The sequence below is a fragment of the Nonomuraea glycinis genome (assembly GCF_035920485.1).
Lineage (GTDB): Bacteria > Actinomycetota > Actinomycetes > Streptosporangiales > Streptosporangiaceae > Nonomuraea > Nonomuraea glycinis.
Map to the genome: position 1 here is coordinate 65,542 of NZ_CP109166.1, position 19,014 is coordinate 84,555.

Annotated in this window: 19 protein-coding genes; 8 read left to right on the forward strand and 11 right to left on the reverse strand. The window is 70.4% G+C overall.

Features of this window, described 5'->3' with window-relative positions:
• Positions 1-9: 9 nt before the first annotated feature.
• The 3 genes from OHA68_RS00345 to purU form a co-directional block, all read right to left on the reverse strand.
• A complete protein-coding gene (locus tag OHA68_RS00345; protein ID WP_327105786.1) occupies positions 10-426 on the reverse strand; it encodes a hypothetical protein in 417 nt (138 codons plus the stop codon).
• Between the two features lie 70 nt (positions 427-496).
• Positions 497-1,360, reverse strand: coding sequence for an SDR family oxidoreductase (locus OHA68_RS00350; protein ID WP_327105787.1), 864 nt, complete (start codon positions 1,358-1,360; stop codon positions 497-499).
• Positions 1,361-1,401: 41 nt separating this feature from the next.
• Positions 1,402-2,250, reverse strand: coding sequence for a formyltetrahydrofolate deformylase (gene purU, locus OHA68_RS00355; protein ID WP_327105788.1), 849 nt, complete (start codon positions 2,248-2,250; stop codon positions 1,402-1,404).
• Positions 2,251-2,380: 130 nt separating this feature from the next.
• Here purU and OHA68_RS00360 point away from each other — a divergent pair, with 130 nt between their 5' ends.
• Entirely contained in the window at positions 2,381-3,319 is a 939-nt protein-coding gene (locus OHA68_RS00360; RefSeq protein WP_327105789.1) for an inorganic phosphate transporter, read from the forward strand.
• Between the two features lie 37 nt (positions 3,320-3,356).
• The gene (locus tag OHA68_RS00365; protein ID WP_189137183.1) at positions 3,357-3,989 is read left to right on the forward strand and encodes a DUF47 domain-containing protein; all 633 of its coding nucleotides are present in this window, start codon (positions 3,357-3,359) and stop codon (positions 3,987-3,989) included.
• An 81-nt stretch (positions 3,990-4,070) separates the two neighbouring features.
• On the opposite strand, the gene OHA68_RS00370 is transcribed toward OHA68_RS00365, so the two are convergent.
• Positions 4,071-4,955 carry an LLM class F420-dependent oxidoreductase gene (locus OHA68_RS00370; protein WP_189137182.1) on the reverse strand — a complete coding sequence of 295 codons (885 nt, stop codon included), beginning with the start codon at positions 4,953-4,955 and terminating at the stop codon, positions 4,071-4,073.
• Between the two features lie 33 nt (positions 4,956-4,988).
• On the opposite strand from OHA68_RS00370, the gene OHA68_RS00375 reads away from it, so the two are divergent.
• Positions 4,989-5,342: an ArsR/SmtB family transcription factor gene (locus OHA68_RS00375; protein WP_189137181.1), complete on the forward strand. Its 354-nt coding sequence runs from the start codon at positions 4,989-4,991 to the stop codon at positions 5,340-5,342.
• A gap of 17 nt (positions 5,343-5,359) precedes the next feature.
• Here OHA68_RS00375 and OHA68_RS00380 read toward each other — a convergent pair whose 3' ends face one another.
• Complete coding sequence (locus tag OHA68_RS00380; protein WP_327103042.1) at positions 5,360-6,592, reverse strand: IS110 family RNA-guided transposase; 1,233 nt, start codon at positions 6,590-6,592, stop codon at positions 5,360-5,362.
• Between the two features lie 245 nt (positions 6,593-6,837).
• Between OHA68_RS00380 and OHA68_RS00385 the strand changes: the two genes are divergently transcribed.
• Entirely contained in the window at positions 6,838-7,275 is a 438-nt protein-coding gene (locus tag OHA68_RS00385; RefSeq protein ID WP_327105790.1) for an NUDIX hydrolase, read from the forward strand.
• Positions 7,276-7,429: 154 nt separating this feature from the next.
• Here the strand turns inward: OHA68_RS00385 and OHA68_RS00390 are convergent, their stop codons facing one another.
• From OHA68_RS00390 to OHA68_RS00410, 5 genes are all read right to left on the reverse strand, one after another.
• Positions 7,430-8,212, reverse strand: coding sequence for a hypothetical protein (locus OHA68_RS00390; RefSeq protein WP_327105791.1), 783 nt, complete (start codon positions 8,210-8,212; stop codon positions 7,430-7,432).
• A gap of 186 nt (positions 8,213-8,398) precedes the next feature.
• A complete protein-coding gene (locus OHA68_RS00395) occupies positions 8,399-10,117 on the reverse strand; it encodes a tetratricopeptide repeat protein (RefSeq protein ID WP_327105792.1) in 1,719 nt (572 codons plus the stop codon).
• Positions 10,118-10,313: 196 nt separating this feature from the next.
• A complete protein-coding gene (locus tag OHA68_RS00400; RefSeq protein WP_327105793.1) occupies positions 10,314-11,582 on the reverse strand; it encodes a DMT family transporter in 1,269 nt (422 codons plus the stop codon).
• A gap of 184 nt (positions 11,583-11,766) precedes the next feature.
• Positions 11,767-12,246, reverse strand: coding sequence for a GNAT family N-acetyltransferase (locus OHA68_RS00405; RefSeq protein WP_327105794.1), 480 nt, complete (start codon positions 12,244-12,246; stop codon positions 11,767-11,769).
• Positions 12,243-13,781 carry a tetratricopeptide repeat protein gene (locus OHA68_RS00410; protein ID WP_327105795.1) on the reverse strand — a complete coding sequence of 513 codons (1,539 nt, stop codon included), beginning with the start codon at positions 13,779-13,781 and terminating at the stop codon, positions 12,243-12,245. The genes OHA68_RS00405 and OHA68_RS00410 overlap by 4 nt, the downstream gene beginning before the upstream one ends.
• A gap of 311 nt (positions 13,782-14,092) precedes the next feature.
• On the opposite strand from OHA68_RS00410, the gene OHA68_RS00415 reads away from it, so the two are divergent.
• The 4 genes from OHA68_RS00415 (at position 14,093) to OHA68_RS00430 (ending at position 17,696) form a co-directional block, all read left to right on the forward strand.
• The gene (locus tag OHA68_RS00415) at positions 14,093-14,377 is read left to right on the forward strand and encodes a hypothetical protein (protein WP_327105796.1); all 285 of its coding nucleotides are present in this window, start codon (positions 14,093-14,095) and stop codon (positions 14,375-14,377) included.
• A 404-nt stretch (positions 14,378-14,781) separates the two neighbouring features.
• On the forward strand, positions 14,782-15,777 hold the full coding sequence (locus OHA68_RS00420) for a mechanosensitive ion channel family protein (RefSeq protein WP_327105797.1): 996 nt from the start codon (positions 14,782-14,784) through the stop codon (positions 15,775-15,777).
• Between the two features lie 9 nt (positions 15,778-15,786).
• Positions 15,787-16,167, forward strand: coding sequence for a globin (locus OHA68_RS00425; RefSeq protein ID WP_189137173.1), 381 nt, complete (start codon positions 15,787-15,789; stop codon positions 16,165-16,167).
• A 17-nt stretch (positions 16,168-16,184) separates the two neighbouring features.
• Positions 16,185-17,696, forward strand: a complete 1,512-nt coding sequence (locus tag OHA68_RS00430) for a glycoside hydrolase family 13 protein (protein WP_327105798.1) — start codon at positions 16,185-16,187, stop codon at positions 17,694-17,696.
• A 105-nt stretch (positions 17,697-17,801) separates the two neighbouring features.
• On the opposite strand, the gene OHA68_RS00435 is transcribed toward OHA68_RS00430, so the two are convergent.
• Entirely contained in the window at positions 17,802-18,977 is a 1,176-nt protein-coding gene (locus tag OHA68_RS00435; RefSeq protein ID WP_327105799.1) for an MFS transporter, read from the reverse strand.
• Positions 18,978-19,014 lie beyond the last annotated feature (37 nt).

The following is a 19,014-nucleotide window of genomic DNA, read 5'->3' on the forward strand; positions in this document are numbered from 1 at the left end:
CGCGCCGGATCAGTCGTCATCGCCATCGTCACCGTCATCGCCATGACCGCCGTCGTCACGATCACCGTCACCGTCGTCGCCGCCGGGCCTCGGCGACGCCGGACGGACCGGCTCCACCTTGGCCGTGCGCTTGCTCGGCGTGACGGCGGGCCGCTCGGTGGCGGGCCGCTCATCGGCGGTCGGCTCGGCGGCGGTCCTCTTGGGGGAGCTCGGCTCGGCGGTCCGCTCTGGGGAGCTCGGCGCGGTGGCGGCCGGTTCGCGGGTACGGCCCTCCTGCGGCTGCGCGCTGCCCTTCGAGGTCTGCGACACGACGACGGGCCCGCCCAGATCCGGGCCGCTGCCCGCGGCCTGGATGAGCCCGATCGCCAGGAACCCGGCGACGGCCACTCCGATCAGAAGCGCGGCCAGGGGTACTCGACGTCTCATGACGTCGAGCATGCCGGTTGCGGAGGAGAGGGCGCTGAGGCTCGGATGAGAATGCTCTCATCCGCCGTGCTCAGCCAGGCAGCGTCTCCCCGCCGATCGGCGCGAGAACCTCGCCGGTGTAGTACGACGACAACCGGTCGGCGGCGAAGAAGACGTACGACGGCGCGATCTCGTCGGGGTCGGCGGCCCGCTTCATCGGCACCTGCTCACCGAACTTCTCCACCTTCTCCGGCGGGAAGGTGGCCGGGATCAGCGGCGTCCAGACCGGACCGGGCGCGACCGCGTTGATCCGGATGCCCCGATCGACGAGGTTCTGCGCCATCGAGTAGGTGAAGGCGTTGATCGCCCCCTTGGTCGCCGCATAGTCGATCAGGGTCTTGTTCCCGCGCAGCCCGTTGATCGACGAGGTGTTGATGATCGCGGCGCCTTCGCGCAGGTGCGGCAGGGCCGCCTTGGTCACCCGGTAGTAGCTGTGGATGTTGACCGCGAACGTGTGCTCCCACTGCTCGTCGGTCAGCTCCTCCAGCGAGTCCACCGGCGCCTGGTAAGCGACGTTGTTCACGACGATCTCCAGGCCGCCGAGCTCGGCCACCGTCCGCTCCACGACCTGCGCGCAGTGGTCGCGGTCGCTCAGGTCGCCGGGGAGCAGCACGCAGCGCCGCCCCTCGGCCTCGACCAGCTTCCTGGTGTGGTTGGCGTCCTCGTGCTCCTCGAGATACGCGATCGCGACGTCGGCCCCCTCCTTGGCGAAGGCGACCGAGACGGCCCGGCCGATGCCCGAGTCGCCCCCGGTGACGAGCGCGCGCTTGCCGGCCAGCAACCCTCTGCCCTCGTAGCCGCGCATCTCGTCCCGCGGCTCGGGCGCCATCCGGCCGGTGTCCCCTGGGTACGGCTGACTCTGCGGTGGTGGTGTGGAGTTCGCATCTTCTGGCATGCCCAGCGCGTGCCCCGGCTGGCGTCCGGCTAACGCCAGGTTCAGCGAGGGAAGACGACGGTCTTGTGACCGTCGAGCAGGACGCGCTGCTCAGCGTGCCATCTGACCGCTCTGGCCAGCGCCACGCACTCGACGTCGCGGCCGATGGCGACCAGGTCCGCAGGCGAGTGGCTGTGGTTGACGCGGGCCACCTCCTGCTCGATGATCGGGCCCTCGTCCAGGTCGGAGGTGACGTAGTGGGCCGTCGCGCCGATCAGCTTGACGCCGCGGTCGTGCGCCTGGTGGTAGGGCTTGGCGCCCTTGAACGACGGCAGGAACGAGTGGTGAATGTTGATCGCCCGGCCGGCCAGCTTCTGGCACAGCTCCTCCGACAGCACCTGCATGTAGCGGGCCAGCACCACCAGGTCCACCTGGTAGTGCTCCACCAGCGCCAGCACCTCGGCCTCCTGCCTGGCCTTGGTGGCGGCCGTGACCGGCAGGTGATGGTAGTCGATGCCGTTGGACTGGGTCAGGGGGCGCAGGTCGGGATGGTTGGAGACGACCGCGACGACCTCGATGTCGAGCGCTCCGGACCGGACGCGGTAGAGCAGGTCATTGAGGCAGTGGCCGAATTTGCTGACCATGATGAGCACGCGCGGCCGGCGCGCCAGGTCCCGGACCTGGAACACCATGCCGAACTCCGGCGCCAGGGCGGCGAAGGCCGCGCGGATCTCGTCCTCCGGCTGCGTCGCGGCGAACTGCACCCGCATGAAGAACCGCTGCGCGTCCCGGTCGCCGAACTGCTGACTCTCGGTGATGTTGCAACCGCGCGCGGTCAGCAGGCCGGCGACGGCGGCCACCACTCCGGGCCGGTCGGGGCAGGACAGGGTGAGAACGTATTCGGTGCTCATGCTTCACTCTCGCGGCGGGGCGCAGGATGGCTCAACCGTCGACAATACCGGGCACGGACCGCCTCATAGACCCGGCCTTGGGTATGTACCAGGCATTACGCGACAGCTTTCGGGGAAGGAGCGCATGCCCTTGGACGCCGTACTACTGGTCGGGGTCGCCTGCCTGTTCGCGATCGTGTCCGGGATGAACGACGGAGGGGCGCTCCTCGCGACGGGGCTCAAGCTGCCCACCGTGCGCCCGGCCACCGGCATCGCGACCATGGTGGTGTTCGTGGCCCTGGTCCCGCTGGCCACCCACCAGGTCGCGCTCACCTTCGTCACGCGGCTGGCCACCTTCGACGGCGACGGCGGCAGATCGGCCACCACCATCGCCGTCATCTGCTCGCTGGTCGTGGTCCTGGTGCTCAGCGCGAAGGGCAGGCCGACCAGCCTCACCCTCGCCATCGTCGGCGGCCTCACCGGGGCGGGCCTCGGCTGGGGGCTGCCGGTCTCCGGCTCGTCCGTGGCCCTCGTGCTGCTCTTCGGCGTCGCGGCGCCCGTCGTCGGCGCGTTACTCGCCTGGGTAGTGAGCGGGCTGCTGATCAAATTCACCACCACACACGGGCTGTGGCACTGGCACTGGGCCGGCTTCCTGCTCCAGACCCTCGCCTACGCGGCCAACGACGGGCAGAAGATGCTCGCCGTTTTCATGATCGCACTGGGCTTCTCGGGAGCGCCGCTGGCGTACACGTCGATGGTGGCCGCCCTGTTCGGTGTCGGCGCCCTGTACGGCCTGCCGAAAGCGGGACGTACGCTGAGCCGGGAGATCATCGCCTTCCGGCCCCTGCACGGCGTGTCGGCGGAGCTGTCGGCGGGCACCGCCGTGCTCGGCTGCTCGGCGCTGGGCATGCCGGTGAGCATGACCCAGGCCATCGCCGGCGGGCTCATCGGCTCGGGCGTCAACCTGGGCGGCGGCCGGGTCCGCTGGTACGCCGCCGTGAAGATCGTCACTGCCTGGCTGCTGACGCTGCCGGCCAGTCTGCTGCTGGCCGCGGTGGCGGCCTTTCTGGTGAAGGGAGCGGGAGCGTGATGGACCGTGTCGACGCAGGCGCATCGGAGGTGGGCCGGTGAAGCGGCTGCGCCGCATCCGCGACCTGCTCATCGGCCGCATGGACAGCGCGCTGTCGGACGCGCTGCTCGGGCAGCTCGCGGCGACCAAGGAGGGCGCCTGGCTGGCCATGGCGATGATCGGCGGCGAGGTCGGCAGGACGGGCGCGCACGAGCAGATGCGCACGATCGAGCACCTCGGCGACGAGGAGCGCCGCCGCCTGGTCGAGGAGCTCCGCTCGGCCCTGGTCACGCCGATCGACCGGGAGGACCTGTTCAGGTTGTCGCGCTCGATCGACGACGTGCTCGACTCGCTGCGGGACTTCGTCCGTGAGTCGCACCTGTATCAGGTGCCCGACCAGATCCGCTTCACCCCGCTGCTCGACCAGGTGATCGTCGGCATCGACGCGCTGGAGAACGCCGTCCGCGACCTGGTCTCCAGCCCGTCGGCCGTGGTGCACGACGCGCTGGAGGCCAAGAAGACGGGCGGCGCCATCCGCCGGATGTATCAGTATGAGATCTCCCGCATCTTCTCCGGCGAACTGACCGCCAACGCCATGAAGGAGCGCGAGCTGGTGCGGCGCCTGGAGATCGTGGGCATCGCCATCAGCGAGGCCGCGGACGCCATCGCGGACGGCGCCATGAAGCGCTGAGCCGGAGCGAGCCAGACGTGCGAGCCAGAGCGTGCGGGCTAGAGGCATGCGAGCCAGAGCGTGCGAGCCAGAGCGGGCGAGCTAGAGCCCCAGGGCGGGGGCGAGGAGGCGGAGCTGGACCAGGGCGTCGGCCAGGTCCGGCTCGGGCGACAGCGGCTGGATCGCCACATGGTCGGCCCCCGCGTCGAGATGGGCGCCGATCCGCTTGGCGACCGTCTCGGGATTGCCCCAGGCCACGATGGCGTCGGTCAGCCGGTCGCTGCCGCCGTCGGCGAAGTCCTCGTCGGAGTAGCCCAGGGTGCGCAGGTTGTTGAGGTAGTTGGGCAGCCGCAGATAGGTGGAGGTGTGGGCGCGGGCGATCTCGCGGGCCCGCGCCGGATCGGTCTCCACGACCACGGCCTGCTCCGGCACGAGCAGCCGGTCCGGCCCCAGGATGTCGCGGGCCAGCACGGTGTGCTCGGGCGGCACGAAGTAGGTGTGCGCGCCGCCGGCCCGGTCCCTGGACAGCTCCAGCATCCGGGGACGCAGTGCGGCCAGCAGCCGGGGCGCCTGCGCCTGCGGCGTGGGCAGGACCTTCCTGGCGTCGTCCATGCCGTCGAGGTAGCGGCTCATCGCGGTCAGCGGCTTGGCGTAGTCGTGGCCGCGCATGCTCACCAGCGGGCGGTGGCTGACGCCGATGCCCATCAGGAACCGGCCGGGAAAGGCGTCGCCGAGCGTCGCCTCGCCCGCGGCCATGGCCGTCGCGTCACGCGACCAGATGCTGGCGATCCCGGCGCCGATCGCGAGCCGCTCGGTGGCGGCCAGCAGGACGGCCGCGCAGGCGAACGGGTCCTTGCTCCCCCGGCCGTCGTTGACCCACGCGGAGCCGTAGCCGAGCTCCTCGATCTCCACCGCGGCCCGGCGGCCCTCCCCTGCCGGCGCCTTGGCGATCATGGGGTGCCACACTCCGACGTGCCCGGCGTCCACGGCCACTCCTTCTGGTTAAACTGTTCGATCGAGATGGAACACTACACCAGAGCCCCGTCGAGCCGATCTCGCTCCCTGGTGCACGCCTCCCCCGTCGAGGTGTCGCTGCAGGCCGCCCTCGACGCGCTCAGCGACCCGATCCGCCGCCGCATCGTCCGCGAGCTGGCCGGGGTCCCCGACTGGAGCCGCCCCTGCGGCACCTTCAGTCACCTGCCGGTGGCCAAGTCCACGCTCAGCCACCACTTCGCGGTCCTGCGCGGGGTGGGTCTGCTGGAACAGCGCGACGAGGGGCCGCGCCGGCTCAACCGCCTGCGCAGGCCCGAGTTCGACGACCGCTTCCCCGGCCTGCTCCCGCTGATCCTCACCGAGCCGGAGGACCGCCCATGACACCCCCTGTGTCAACCTCACGCCGCTTGAGGCTCCATGAATGCCGCTGCGGCCCCGTGTTTGGTGGGGTTGTAGGGAACGCCGTCGAGCCAGCATCGCCAGATCACCCGGACCCAGGCGCGGGCCAGGATCCGGATGGCGTGGGGATGGTCCTTGCCGCGGGCGCGGGCTCGCTGGTAGATGTCGGCGGCCCATGGACTGGTGTGACGGCTGTTGCCGGCGAAGGTGGTGATGGCCTGGCGCAGGCGTTTGTTGCATGCCCACCGGTAGCCGACCGCGTGGTGGCGGCCGGAGGCCTTGGTGACGGGGGCGACGCCGGCGAAGGCCGCCACCGCGTCCGGGCCGTCGTAGGCGCTGCGGGCATCGCCCCACTCGGCCAGTATCTGGGCGGCGTTGATCAGGCCAGAGCGTGGCAGCGAGGTGAAGACCTGGGCGTCGGGATGGGCGGCCAGGTGAGTGGCGGTCGAGCGGTCCAGCTCCTTCTTGACCGTCCCGAGCGTCGTCAAGACCGTGACCAGGGCCAGTACCGCGTCCCGGCCTGCGGCGGTCTCGGCCTCACCGGTGGCCCCGGGTGGTGCCGACCGCAGCCGAGCCAGCAACTGGGCGGCGGGCCGTTTGCCGGAGTAACCGTGCTTGGCACAGAACGACGCGATCCGCTTTTCACCCAGCCGAGCAGCGCTCACCGGAGTGGGGTAGGCGGTCAGGAACGCCAGCGCGATGGGCGACTCAACATCGGCGAAGATCTCTTTGGCACCGGGCCAGAACGCATCCAGCAGCGCCGACAGCATGTTGGTGGCCATTACGCGCAGCTTGATGATGTCATCGCGGGTGCGTACCACGGTGCGCAGCGCCTTGGTCTGCCCGGAAAACGGCCGGGCCGGGGTCAGCTTGTGCTGGCGCAACCGCAGGTATTCGGCGATGACGTGGGCGTCTCCGGCGTCGGACTTGGCCCCGGACAACACCTCGGCATCTCGCCAGGCCTTGATCGCGTTCGACTTCACCGGGACCACGGGATGCCCGGCCTCCAGCAGCACATCGACCAGGCGGCCGTCGGGACGCTCGATCCCGATCGGCAGTTGCTCGGCCTCACCGAGCCTGCCCAGCCTGCGGGCCAGGTCGGCGAATCCGGCGGCGGTGTGAGCGATGGTGAACCGGGTCTTCACCCGGCCCGCCTCATCCAGCACGCACACCGCATGCTCGGCCGAACCCCAGTCGATCCCGACGTAGTAGACGCAATCTTGCAGTGCCACAAGGCTCCTCACGCAGCTCGACACAATCCACAGCGTGATGCCGGTGACGGGACTGCTCTCCGGGCGGTCACTGACCGGCGCTCTACGGCGCGTCCCTCTGTTGCCGGTCAACAGACCCGAAAGAGCCGGGGGCGGCAGTGTCATGCGGGCCCTCAACGAGCCACCACCACCAGGCCGTCACCCCGGCTCTCACCGGCATCCAACCACAAGCACTCTTTCAGCGCTCGCAAGAAGAAGGTGCACCAGTGACCACCAGCGACCGGCCCGCCGCGCGGGTCGTCTGCCTGGACCGCGACGACCGGGTGCTGCTGCTGCACTGGCACGACCGGGTCAGCGGCCAGGACCTCTGGGAGCCTCCCGGCGGCGGCCTCGACCCCGGCGAGACGCCGCTGCGGGCGGCCCGGCGGGAGCTGACCGAGGAGACCGGCCTGCCGGGCGCCGCCGTCCAGGACCTCGCGGTCGAGGTCGAGCGGGACTTCACCTGGCTCGGCGTCCGCTACGTCAAGACGGAGTCGTTCTTCCTGGCCCGCTTCGCCACCAGCCGCCCCCAGGTGACCCCGGGCGCGCTCACCGAGGAGGAACGCGAGGCCTACCTCAGCTGCCTGTGGACGCGGGAGCTGCCCACCGCCGTGGAGCCGCCGACCCTGGCGACGGTCATCCAGCGCCTGACCACCCTCGGCTGACGACCCCTGACAGAAGATCATCGGGTGCCACTGTGACCAACGGGACGGAAAGCCATCGGGTGTCACCATGGCCAACAGTCAGAAGGCCAACGGGTATCACCATGGCCAACGGCCAGAAGGCCAACGGGTGTCGCCGTGGCCAACGGACCTGAGGTCATCGGGGGTCGCTGTGGCCGAGCTCGGCGAGGGTCGTCGCCAACAGCTCGCGCAGCAGCGGCCCCGACGCCTTCTCGTGCTCGGCCTCGACCGAATCCCCCCGCGCCACCCTGGTGTGGTAGACCTCCCGCTCGCGGGCGTCGGTGTAGGGCTGGGCGGTCAGCGCCACCACCACCGTGGCCCGGGTGCCGGCGTCCGGCAGCACGGCCACGGCGTGGGTGCGCAGGCAGGTCTCGTCCGGTTCGCCGAACCAGCCGCACTTGATCCCCGCCTCGGGCGCGCCGAGCGCCTGGCGCGTGCCGTAGGTCTGCTCGCCCTCGACCCGGCGCATCCAGTCCAGGACGCTGCCCGCCACCGGATCGCCGGCGAACGCGGCCTGGGCGAGCGCCGCGTAGGCGGTGGCGACCTCGTCGGCCGCCACCTCGATCGAGCCGAACCGTGAGGGGTCGGCGTTGTGCATCGGCCAGGAGACGCCGGTGCGCTGGTAGATGTCGTCAAGGATGACGAGCGGGCCGACGGCCAGCCAGAGGCTGCGGGTGTCGGAGTTGGACGAGATGACCACCGCGGGCTCCGCGTGGCGACGCCAGCGCTCGGTGTCGGGGATGCGCGCGGCCGTCACCCACGCGTACAGCGGTTTGAGCAGTGAGGCGCAGCGCATCCGGTGCAGGCCGGAGCGGGCGCTGACCGTGCGCGGCGGCGGCCCGCCGTGGCCACGGCTGATGCCCGCGGCCTGGGCGCTCGCCCCCCGCTGGAGATCACGTAGCAACTCGTTGTACCCCACGGCTCAACCGTAGCCTCTGCGCGGTGCGTTTCCAGCGACCGCCGGGCGTCAGTCGACGCTCTGGTGTCCGCCGGGCTCGGCGCCGTAGGGCCGCCGGGCTCGGCGCCGTAGGGCCGCCGGGCTCGGCGCCGTAGGGCCGCCGGGCTCGCCGTAGGGCCGCCGGGCTCGGCGCCGTAAGGCCGCCGGTCAGGGGACCTCGGGCTGCGGGGCGGCGCGGGCGTCGTCGGCCGCCGCCTCTGCCGTACGCCCGAGGGCGCGCAGGGCCACGGCGCGGTTGACGTACAGGTCGGGCTGGGGGGCCAGGGCGATCGCCCGGGTGAGGTCGGCGACCGCGCCCTCCGGATCGCCCGCCTCGTAGCGGAGCACCCCGCGGTTGCCCCAGGCGGCGGCCAGCCCGGGAGCCAGCTCGATGGCCGAATCCAGCGCTCGCCTGGCCTCGGGCAGCCGGCCCGCGCCGGTTTCGAGCTGGCCGAGGACCGTCAGCAGGTAGGGGTTGCCGGGGCTGAGCGCGAGCCCCGCCGTGGTGTCGGCCCTGGCCTCCTCGTCGCGTTCGAGGCAGGCGAGCAGGCCGGCCCTGTTGACGTAGGCGTCCACGTAGCCGGGGTCCAGGTCGATCACCCGGTCCAGGTCGGTCAGCGCGCCCGCCACGTCACCCTGGACGATCCGCAGCTCGGCCCGGTTGTAGTGGGCCTCCGGCAGTGGCGGCCCGGCCCGCAGCGCGGACTCGTAGTCGGCCAGCGCCTCACGGTGCCGTCCCAGCTCGAACAGCAGGTTCCCGCGGTCCACGTAGGAGTCGGGGAAGAGGGGATCGATCGCGATCGACGCCCCCCAGTCCTCCAGGGACTCCTTGGCCCGCCCCAGCACGGCCAGCAGTTGCGCCCGGTTGGCCAGCAACACCATGCGGTGCAGCGGATGCCGGTCCCCGAGCTCGCGGGCGAGCTCGACGGCCGACTCCACGAGCGCCAGCGCCTGGCGGAGGCGGCCCTGCCGCAGCTCGATCAGCGCCAGCCCGTTGCGGTCGAAGCCCAGCTTGAACGCTCGCCGCACGGGGTCGGGCAGCAGCGTGGAGATGGCGATGGCCTCGTTCATCCAGCCCCTGGCCCGCCCGAGATCGCGCCGCGCCGGTTCGGGGTGGCGGGCGTCGAGCATGGCCAGGCCGTAGGCGCTCGCGGCATGCACGGCCGCGTCCTGGCTGGTCCTGCGCACCTCCTCCCACAGGGCGCGGGCCTCCTCCCGGCGACCCAGGCCGCCGAGCGCCGTCGCGGTGCGCTGGGCGAAGCGCCACCACGCCTCGCCGCCCGGCTCGCTCAGCGCCAGCCCGCGCGCGCCGAGCTCGGCCACCGCGTGCAGGAACCCCTCGCGTACGCCGCGGTCCACGATCGCCCAGAGCTCGGCGGCGTCGCGGGAGTCGGGCGGCGGCTCCGGTCCGCCCAGGTAGACGGTGATGGCCAGCACGGCCGGCGGAATCCTGCGCATCAGCACGTCGAGCAGCTCGACGTCCGTGGGATCGGCCTGCGCGCCGTTGCAGACGACGAGGGTGCGGCCCGGCGGCACCGCGTCGCGGACGAACTCCGCGATCCCGTTGGCCAGCCTGAGCGTGCGGCGGGGTGCGGGGACCAGGATGCGCTCGTCGTCGGTGAGGTCCGCGTCGAGCGTCCCCCGCCTGGCCGGTACGAGGCCACGCAGCTCGGGTGCGACGGCCCGGATCTCGATGTCGTGGGCCGCCACCAAATTTCCGGACCGTTCCAAGACAGCTGGGACCAACCGCCCCAGCAGGGCGGCCCCGACCGTGTAGGGACCGCCCGGCCGCCGATGACCGTCGATCATGGGCATCAGCGGCCGCTTGCCCTCGGGGCGGGCGGGCGGAGCGCCCTGCGCCCTGAGGTGGGACCTCCGCTCGGTCACCCCTTGTGAATGACGCCGGAGGTCCCGCCCAGCCTCGCGGTTCCAGGCTTGCGGACAGCGATGCGCTTCATGATGCACCTCTTCATCGGGGTTATTTATCTATTATTCGGACACCCCGGGAATTATCAAGATTAATGTCCGAATAAGAAGAGTCTAATGGATAAGAAGCACCTGGTAATTCATGATGATATGTGCCCTATTGGGACCGAAACCAGCAGGAACTCGCCCCCGATCTTGTTGTGTCGGACCGCCCCATAAGATCGCACAGACAACGGCCGAGCACCGTCATCGACTGGCAGCAGCCGGGCGGCGACTGGTTCTGGGACCGCACGATGTCGGTCGCGCGCTTCATCAGCCGCTCAAGGCTCGGCTCCCCGGAGCCCTTGACCGCGTGCGCCCTCCAGGGGCAGTCCTTGGTGTGCGCGCAGGAGGTCTTCGCGTCCACGGGCGGGTCCACCGGCGGGTCCACGCCGTCCGGCTTCAGCGGATCGTCGCGCTTGACCTTCAGCTCGCCGAGCACATAGGAGGCGCGGCGCGTCACGATCAGCAGCTGCCGGCGCACCGGATCCGGCGCGTCCACCTGCGTCCTGGACGGCACCGCGAGCAGCATCGCCGCCGCCATCAGCCCCCCGCCGATCAGCAGGCTCCAGCCGATCTCCTCGCCGAACCCGATCACCGCGATGGCGGCCACCCAGAAGGGCTGCGAGGACATCAGCACCGCCGCGGGGACGGCCGGCACGTGCGTCTGGCCGTACGAGCGAGCCAGGAATCCCAGCGCGCACGAGACAACGGACAGATGCGCGAGCGCCGCCCAGTCCATCACGCCGGCCGGCAGGGTGATGCCGTCCCGCACGGCCAGCGCGCCGGTGAGCAGGCCGATGGTGCCGAGTTGGACGACGGTCAGCGCGTAGGCGTTGAACGTCTCGCCGTTCCTCGACATCCGGGCGAGCAGCAGCGTGTGCCCCGAGTAGAGGGCGGCCGCGGTGAGCGTCACCCAGAGCGCCGGCAGCGAGAAGGCGTCGTCGCCCACCCCGCGCAGCAACGTGAACACGGTCATGCCGGCCAGCGCCAGCAGCACCCCGACCCAGACCCGTCCAGGCATCCGCACCCTGAACAGGACCAGCGCCATGATGGGCGTCATCACCACGCTGGTCCCGACCGCGAACCCGGAGACCGCGGCGGGCAGGCCGTGCAGCGCGATGGCCTGCCCGCCCTGCCCGACCCCGAACATGACCCCCAGGATGATCCCGTTGATCCACACCGTCGATGACAGCCCTCGCAGGCAGCCGGGCCGGATGAGGAACAGCGTCAGGGCCGCGATCGTGTAACGCTCGGCGAGGAGATCGTCCACAGGTAACCGGAGAATGAGATCCTTCATCAGCGGAAAGGCCGACCCCCAGGCGGCGCTGACGAACAACAGGAGCACGACTCCCGTCAGGGGCCGGGGAGCGGGCATGACTGCCATGCCGGAAGCATCTCATTACTGTTCGCAGCCGCCACGGCCTAGTGGAGCGGTGGTGAGGTTCCTCTACCACCTGGAGTGAAGAGCCTCACTCGTAGACCCTGACATCCTTATCCGCACCGCCCGCCGAACCGGCTATATCCCACCACTTAGGCCATCAGGCGTAACAGGGCTCATATGCGGACTTTCAGATGGTCGCGGACACCAGGCGCTTCTCGCCGTAGATGACCGTGAGACCGCCCACCTCGCGGCGCGAGGTCTCCCGCCACCCCTGGCGCTGGTACAGCGCCAGGGCCGCGCCCTGGTTGAGGGTGGTGTCGCCGCACAGGTTGTGGAAGCCCAGCTCCACCGCCCGGCACTCCAGCTCCGACAGCATGGCGGCGCCGAAGCCGCGCCGCTGGTAGTGCGGGTGCACGCGCAACCGGCACACCTCGGCGGTACGCGTGTCGACGGGTTTCAACCCGCCCATCGACACCACCCGCGAGTCCACCTCACCGACCAGGAAGTCCCCGCCACAGGCGAGGTAGAGCTCCTGGATGCGCGGGAAGTCGTCGTCGTAGTAGACGCCGTCGCCCGGCACCAGACCCACCTCCGCGAGGCAGATCTGGTGCAGGGCGAGAATGGTGTCGAGGTCAGACCAGCGATAACGGCGAATCCTCAGCTTCATGCACCGCCGATCCCTTCGCCCAGGAGCGGCTGCGGCGGCCGCAACTGCTCCCGGTAGGTGGCCAGCTTCGGATGGTTGGCGTCCCGCGCCACCACCGCCTGTTCGAGCGCCAGCGCCGGGCGCATGATGAAGTCCGTACGGTATTCCGGGCCGAGCAGACGGAGCGCCTCGGTGGCGGTGTCGAGCGCGTCGGCGAGATCGCCCTCGATCAGGCGGCACTGGGCGCGGTCGAGCCTGATCAGCGTCTGGTCGAGGATGTGGTCCTGATACTTGTCCAGGGCCTGGTCGAGCACGACCTCGGCCTCCAGGGTCTGGCCGAGCTTGGTAAGCACGTCCCCCTGGTAGAAGTAGAGCTGCTTCTCGGTGTAGCCGAACGCCGCGTCCTCCTGGTCCCCGGCCTTCATGTGCGAGAAGGCGTTACGGGCCCGGGCCAGCGCCCGCTTGGCCTGGTCGACGACCTCCTTCTTGCTGTCGGTGCCGGACAGCATGGCCAGGGCCCGGGCCTCGACGACCGGCGCCATGGCCTGCGCCGCGCACGGCGTCTGACCGGCCAGGTCCCGGCTCTTCTTCGCCAGGTTGAGCGCCTCGCGAGCGTCACCGTAGTAGAGGGGAACGAGCGCCTCGCGGGCCGTCACCCAGGCGCGCAGGGCACGGTCACCGGTCTCGTCGGCGGCGGTGCGCCCGGTGCGGAAGAAGGAGCGGGCGAGCCGGTGGTCACCCAGGTTGATCATGATCATGCCGCTGAGCCCGGACAGCTGGGCGGCCATCCTGCACAGGCGTTCCTGTAGGTCGATCGGCTGACGCCGGCACATCGCGGTGCGTACGGTACTCAACTCCAGCAGCACGTCGCACAGCAGCCGGAGCGGCGCCGTCGTGGTGTACTGCCGGCCGAAGCTGAGCGTCGCCTCCTCCCACTGGTCGAGCATGGCGGGAGAGACGGTGGCGGACACCAGGGTGCGATCCATCCGCCGCCTGATGCCCTCGCAGGCGCCGAGCACCGGGCCGTCGAGCTTGGCCACGCCCGGATTGCTGGACAGAAGCTGTAACAGGGTGCGCCGGAGGATGTTCTCATCCTCCTCGCCCTCGAAGCTCTGGTCCGCCGGAGGCGGCGGCGTCCCGATGTCGGGCGGGTCCGCCAGCGCCGCGCCATGCCGGCCCTGCAGATCGTTGCCGCCGACCACGCCCGGCATCCGGTGGCCGTGCCCGCAGATGCACGGCCCGGCATAGCCCAGCGAGGCCGGCTCCACGCGGTAGACGGTGCACAGGTAGTGCAGGTATTCGGGGCCGGGCCGCTTGAGCCCGCTCTCGTAGGCGGACAACAGCGTCTCGCCGATGCCGGGAGGCGGCTTCTCGTCCCGCTCGAACAGGGCTCTGACCTGTTCGATGACGTCGGCGAGCGCGATCCCGTAGGAGAGGCGGTGCCCTTTGATCTTGGTGGTGCCGAACTGAGGTCCACACACTTCGTGGATCTCTTCGGCGATCTGAGCAGCGGAGCGGCCGGTGGCGAGCCCTTTGGCTCTGATCCGCCGGGCCATCTCCGTCTCCCTGTGCTGTCTGCCGGACATTCCGGCCCCTCTCACAACCTTTATCCTGACCGGCTTGTCACTCTAGTCACCGTGCGTAGCGCCTACGTTGCAGTCCGCCTTGCCATGACTATGGACCATTCATGGCTGCTTGAAAACGTCGTAAGGAAGATTACGGATAAGGATCGTCCTCCGGCGGACTGTTTCTTACAACCTATGAGTGAGAATGCGACTCCCCGCCGGCCCAGGGGGCTCATTGCGCGCCTCGTTGACATGAGTCATGTTTGGCCCACCAGCAACGATTCCTGAGGAGGGGACGAAAGGTGGGGGACGACAACTTCGGACATCTGGAGCGCCTGGTGTCGGAACTCGACGCCCGTGGGTTTCTCGCACGAGTGGTCCGGACCCAGAGTGGCCGGGTGTTCGTCCGGGTGATCAATCCGAAGGCGACCAGCCTGTCCGAGAACGTCACCTGTCGGCCGACCAAGGTCGCCGAACTCCCGGACTGGTGGTACTGCTGGTCCTGGGGTGAGCGGATGCACACGGTCGACGACCCGGCTGGTGCGGCGACCAAGGTCGCTCGCGTGCTCGCCGCGGTGGGAGAGTGACGACGCGGTGATCCGGGTGGAGCGCAGCCACCACGGCTCACCGCAGCCACCGCGGCTCCACGAGGTCGGCGGGGTGGCCGGTGCGGAGGGTTCCCTCTCGCAGGGGGCCCTGGCCATCCCGCCGCCTCCGATTTCGTCACTCAGAGTGACAGGCTCGCTTCGCGGGTTCGCCCGTGGAGCGCTTCGGGGCCCCCTCCCGGAACCGGCATGGGACACGCTTCCGGGTGTGTGTCCCGGCCAAGCCGTCCGTCATCGGAGCGTCAGGCTCCTCCCTTCGCGGCCCAGGAGCCTGACGCCCCCGTCTTCCCCGGCGTGATGTGACGGCGGCCGGTTCGGTCGGCGGTATCTTTGGGGAGTTTGGCCCCATACCGCCGACCGAACCGCTTTCGAGGAGGACCCGTCCCGTGTCCCTGCTGGCTTCACCGGCACCGTCGCCGACCCCGTCACTTTCCGAGCTCCCCAGCTTGGGCGAGGTCAGCACCCAGATTGCGAGCGTCTGCTCGAACGACACTCTGCTCTGCGCCACGTTGGCCGGATGGTTCGACAACGCCGCCTGGGCTCCGCTCGTGGCCAGCCTGATCACCGTTCTGCTGATCCTGGTGTTCGGGATCGTGATCCGCAACGTCGTGCTCCGGCTGATCACCCGGGTCGTCGCCCGCACCGCCGTCAGCGGGCCACTCTCCGGCCGCTGGCGCAAGGGCTCGCAGGCCGAGGGCATCGACACGCTGCTGCGTGAGCGCCGCCGGCAGCGGGCCGAGACCATGGGGTCGGTGCTCAAGCACATCGCCACCATCGTCATCATCGGCACGACCCTGCTGACCGTGCTGGACCGCCTGACGATCCCCATCGCGCCCCTGCTCACCAGCGTCGGCATCCTCGGCGTCGCCATCGGCTTCGGCGCGCAGGAGCTGGTCAAGGACTTCATCGCGGGCATGTTCATGCTGCTCGAAGACCAGTACGGCGTGGGTGACGTGATCGACACGGGCGCCGCGATCGGCACCGTCGAGGCGGTCACCCTGCGCGTCACCCGGCTGCGCGACTCCGACGGCCGCGTCTGGTACATCCGCAACGGGACGATCACCCGCGTCGGCAACGAGTCGCAGGGCTGGTCGCGCGCCTACATGGACGTCCCGGTCTCCTACACCAGCGACATCACCACCGTGCGCGTGCTGCTGGAGCACGTGGCCGAGGAGATCTGGGCCGACGTCGAGTTCCGCGAGACGATGCTCGTGGAGCAGCCGAAGGTGTACGGAGTGGAGCAGTTGTCGGACAGCACGCTGGTCTTCCGCCTGTCGGCCAAGACGCTGCCCGCCCAGCAGGCGCAGGTCGCCCGGGAGCTCCGGCTGCGGGTGAAGTCGGCGCTGGACGCCGCGGACATCGCCATGGTGCCCACCGCATAGGCTGGGGCCGTGACTGAGATCTCCTTCTACGACGCCGTCGGGGGCGAGGAGACGTTCCGCCGTCTCGTGCACCGTTTCTACGAAGGGGTGGCCGACGACCCGCTGCTCCGTCCTCTCTACCCCGAAGAGGATCTGACGGGCGCCGAGGAACGGCTCCGCGGGTTCCTGATCCAATACTGGGGTGGTCCCAACACCTACAGCCAGCAGCGCGGGCACCCCAGGCTGCGGATGCGGCACGTGCCGTTCGTGATCGGCGAGGCCGAGCGTGAGGCCTGGCTGAAGCACATGCGCGACGCCGTCGACGTGCTGGAGCTGTCCGAGGAGCAGGACAAGCGGCTCTGGGACTATCTCGTCTACGCCGCGCAGAGCCTGGTGAACTCGCCGACATAGCGGGCAGGACACGCCACATGGATATCCCCTGGTGGCGTGATGCCGTCGTCTATGAGATCTACGTACGCAGCTTCGCCGACGCCTCCGGAGACGGCGTCGGCGACCTGGCCGGGGCCCGTGAGCGCCTGCCGTACCTCAAGCGGCTGGGTGTCGACGCCGTCTGGCTGACCCCCTTCTACACCTCTCCGATGGCCGACGGCGGTTACGACGTGGCGGACTACCGCGACGTCGATCCGCTGTTCGGGACGCTGGCGGACTTCGACGCGCTGGTCGCCGACGCGCACGCGCTCGGCCTGAAGGTGCTCGTGGACATCGTGCCCAACCACAGCTCCAGTGCGCATCCATGGTTCCAGGCCGCGCTGCGGGGCGAGGGCCGCGATCGTTACCTGTTCCGCGACCGGCCGAACAACTGGCAGTCCACCTTCAGCGGCCCGGCGTGGACGAAGCTGCCGGACGGCTCGTGGTATCTGCACCTGTTCGCCCCCAGTCAGCCGGACTTCAACTGGCGCAATCCCGAGGTGCACGCGGAGTTTCTGGACATCCTGCGGTTCTGGCTGGACAGGGGCATCGACGGGTTCCGCATCGACGTGGCGATGGGGCTGTTCAAGGCGGAAGGGCTGCCGGACGTCGAGGACCAGTCCTTCAAGACCGCCTCGCCCGTGTGGGGCCGGCCGGAGGTGCACGAGGTCTACCGCGACTGGCGCAGGCTGCTGGACGGCTATCCGGGTGAGCGGATGGCCGTCGGCGAGGTGTGGACCGACAGCCCGGAGGACCTGGCCCGCTACGTACGCCCGGACGAGCTGCACCAGAGCTTCAACTTCGCCTGGCTGCAGGCGCCCTGGTCGGCGACCGCGTTCAGAAAGGTCATCGACGACACGCTGGCGACCGTCCCGTTCGCCACCTGGGTGCTGTCCAACCACGATGTCGTACGGCACCGCACGCGCTACGACACCGCCGATCCCGGCACCGGACTTTCACGGGCAAAAGCCGCAGTGCTCACAATGCTTGCGCTGCCCGGGTCGGCATATCTCTACCAGGGGGAGGAACTAGGCCTCCCTCAGGTAGAGGATTTTCCACCGGAAGCGCGCCAGGACCCCGTTTTCATCCAATCAAAGGGCGAACTGCCCGGCCGCGACGGCTGCCGGGTGCCGATGCCGTGGTCGCCCCGTGGCGCCTCCCACGGGTTCTCCCCCCAGGGGGTGACGCCCTGGCTGCCGCAGCCGGACTCCTTCGCGGCGCTCAGCGCGGACCGGCAGGCCGGTGACCCGGACTCGACGCTGGAGTTCTACCGGCGCGCCCTGGCCTGCCGCGACACGCTGGTGCGGACCGTCCCGTACGAGCTGCGGTGGCTGGACTCGCCCGAGGACACGCTGGTCTTCGCACGCGGCTCCCTGGTCTGCGCACTCAACTGCGGCACCGATCCCGTACGACTTCCGCCGCACGAACGCGTCCTGCTGTCCAGCGGCCGACTCGACGGCCGGACCCTACCCCCCGACCAGGCCGTCTGGCTGCACCGCGACGCCACGTAAGACGACGCTGCCCCCCGCAACGCCACGTAAGGGCGGCGCCGTCACCCCGCCACGTACGGGCGGCCTGTCACCCCGCCACGTACGGGCGGCGCTCGAATCCTGGTGTCACGCAGGGGCGGCGCTCGTACCGTCGCGCTCGTCGCGGACGGGGATGACGGGCACCGAGATCAGCAGGCACACCAGCCCTGCCGCGAACGCCGCCCAGTAGCCCGCACCGGTGATCAGCAGCCCGGCCACCGGCGTCACGGCCAGGACCACGATGTTCTGGACGGTGTTGTGGGTGCCGAGCACTCGCCCCGCCGTGGCCGGACCGGCGAGCTCGCCTGCCGCGAGGTAGGCCAGGCCGTTGCCCGCCACAGTGATCAGCGAGGCCAGCGCCAGCATGGCGACGCCGGGCCAGGAGCGGGTGAAGGTGCCCAGCACCAGCAGGGCCAGCACGCCGAGCGCGACCAGGGTGAGCAGCCGCAGGGGAGCCATCCGCAGGCCCGTCACGTCGGACCAGCGGCCCACCGCGACCCGGATGGCCGCCCCGCCGATGGCCGCGAAGCCGAAGAGCTGCCCGGCCTCGACGCCGTCCCAGCCGTAGACGCCGACCAGACAGGCCACTCCGTACGTACCGACCACCACCTGCGGCACCACCTGCAGGGCGCTGGTGGCGTGCACCCGCCACAGCGCCGGCTGCCGGTAGGGCGAGGCGGCCGGAGCCGCGCCGGCGCGGCCGGGGGTGTGCGGCGGGTCGGCCAGGAAGACGGCGGCCAGCACCGCCGCGAGCAGGCACGTGCCCGCGCAGGCGATCAGCACGCCGGAGATGCCGTGGGCGCGTGCGACCGGCGGCAGGATGAAGGCGGCGGCGGCCATGCCGAGCGTGTAGGAGACCTGGCGTACCCCCATGGCGACCCCGCGTTCCGGCGGCAGGAACCAGCGCAGCACGATCCGGCCGCCGCCCACCAGCGCGGCGCAGCCCGCGGCGCCGGCCAGGGCGAGTAACGCGATCACCGCCCAGATCTGGTCGACGAAGGCCACCGCGGCGAACAGCACCGCCGCCATCCCCACGCCGAGGCCCAGGACAAGGCGCTCGCCGTACCTGTCGGCCAGCGCGCCCCAAGCCACGAGTGCGAACAGGATGCCGATGCCGGGGGCGTTGCCGATGATCCCGGCCACCGGAAGGGACACCCCGAAGTGCCGTTGCAGGTCGGGGATGACGAGGGGCAGGCCGGACAGCCCGAGGGTGACGCCGGCGTGCGCGTTGACGCCGAGTCCCAGCATCACCCAACGCCTCATGTCACGATTTTTCATGATCGAGGCGGAGATGTGGGGG

Bases quoted from the DNA above. Each gene is read 5' to 3' on its own strand.
- OHA68_RS00400 (WP_327105793.1), bottom strand. From the start codon at position 11,582: ATGGCAGTCATGCCCGCTCCCCGGCCCCTGACGGGAGTCGTGCTCCTG.
- OHA68_RS00410 (WP_327105795.1), bottom strand. From the start codon at position 13,781: ATGGCCCGGCGGATCAGAGCCAAAGGGCTCGCCACCGGCCGCTCCGCT.
- OHA68_RS00350 (WP_327105787.1), bottom strand. From the start codon at position 1,360: ATGCCAGAAGATGCGAACTCCACACCACCACCGCAGAGTCAGCCGTAC.
- OHA68_RS00345 (WP_327105786.1), bottom strand. From the start codon at position 426: ATGAGACGTCGAGTACCCCTGGCCGCGCTTCTGATCGGAGTGGCCGTC.
- OHA68_RS00430 (WP_327105798.1), top strand. From the start codon at position 16,185: ATGGATATCCCCTGGTGGCGTGATGCCGTCGTCTATGAGATCTACGTA.
- OHA68_RS00405 (WP_327105794.1), bottom strand. From the start codon at position 12,246: ATGAAGCTGAGGATTCGCCGTTATCGCTGGTCTGACCTCGACACCATT.
- OHA68_RS00435 (WP_327105799.1), bottom strand. From the start codon at position 18,977: ATGAGGCGTTGGGTGATGCTGGGACTCGGCGTCAACGCGCACGCCGGC.
- purU (WP_327105788.1), bottom strand. From the start codon at position 2,250: ATGAGCACCGAATACGTTCTCACCCTGTCCTGCCCCGACCGGCCCGGA.
- OHA68_RS00375 (WP_189137181.1), top strand. From the start codon at position 4,989: ATGGAACACTACACCAGAGCCCCGTCGAGCCGATCTCGCTCCCTGGTG.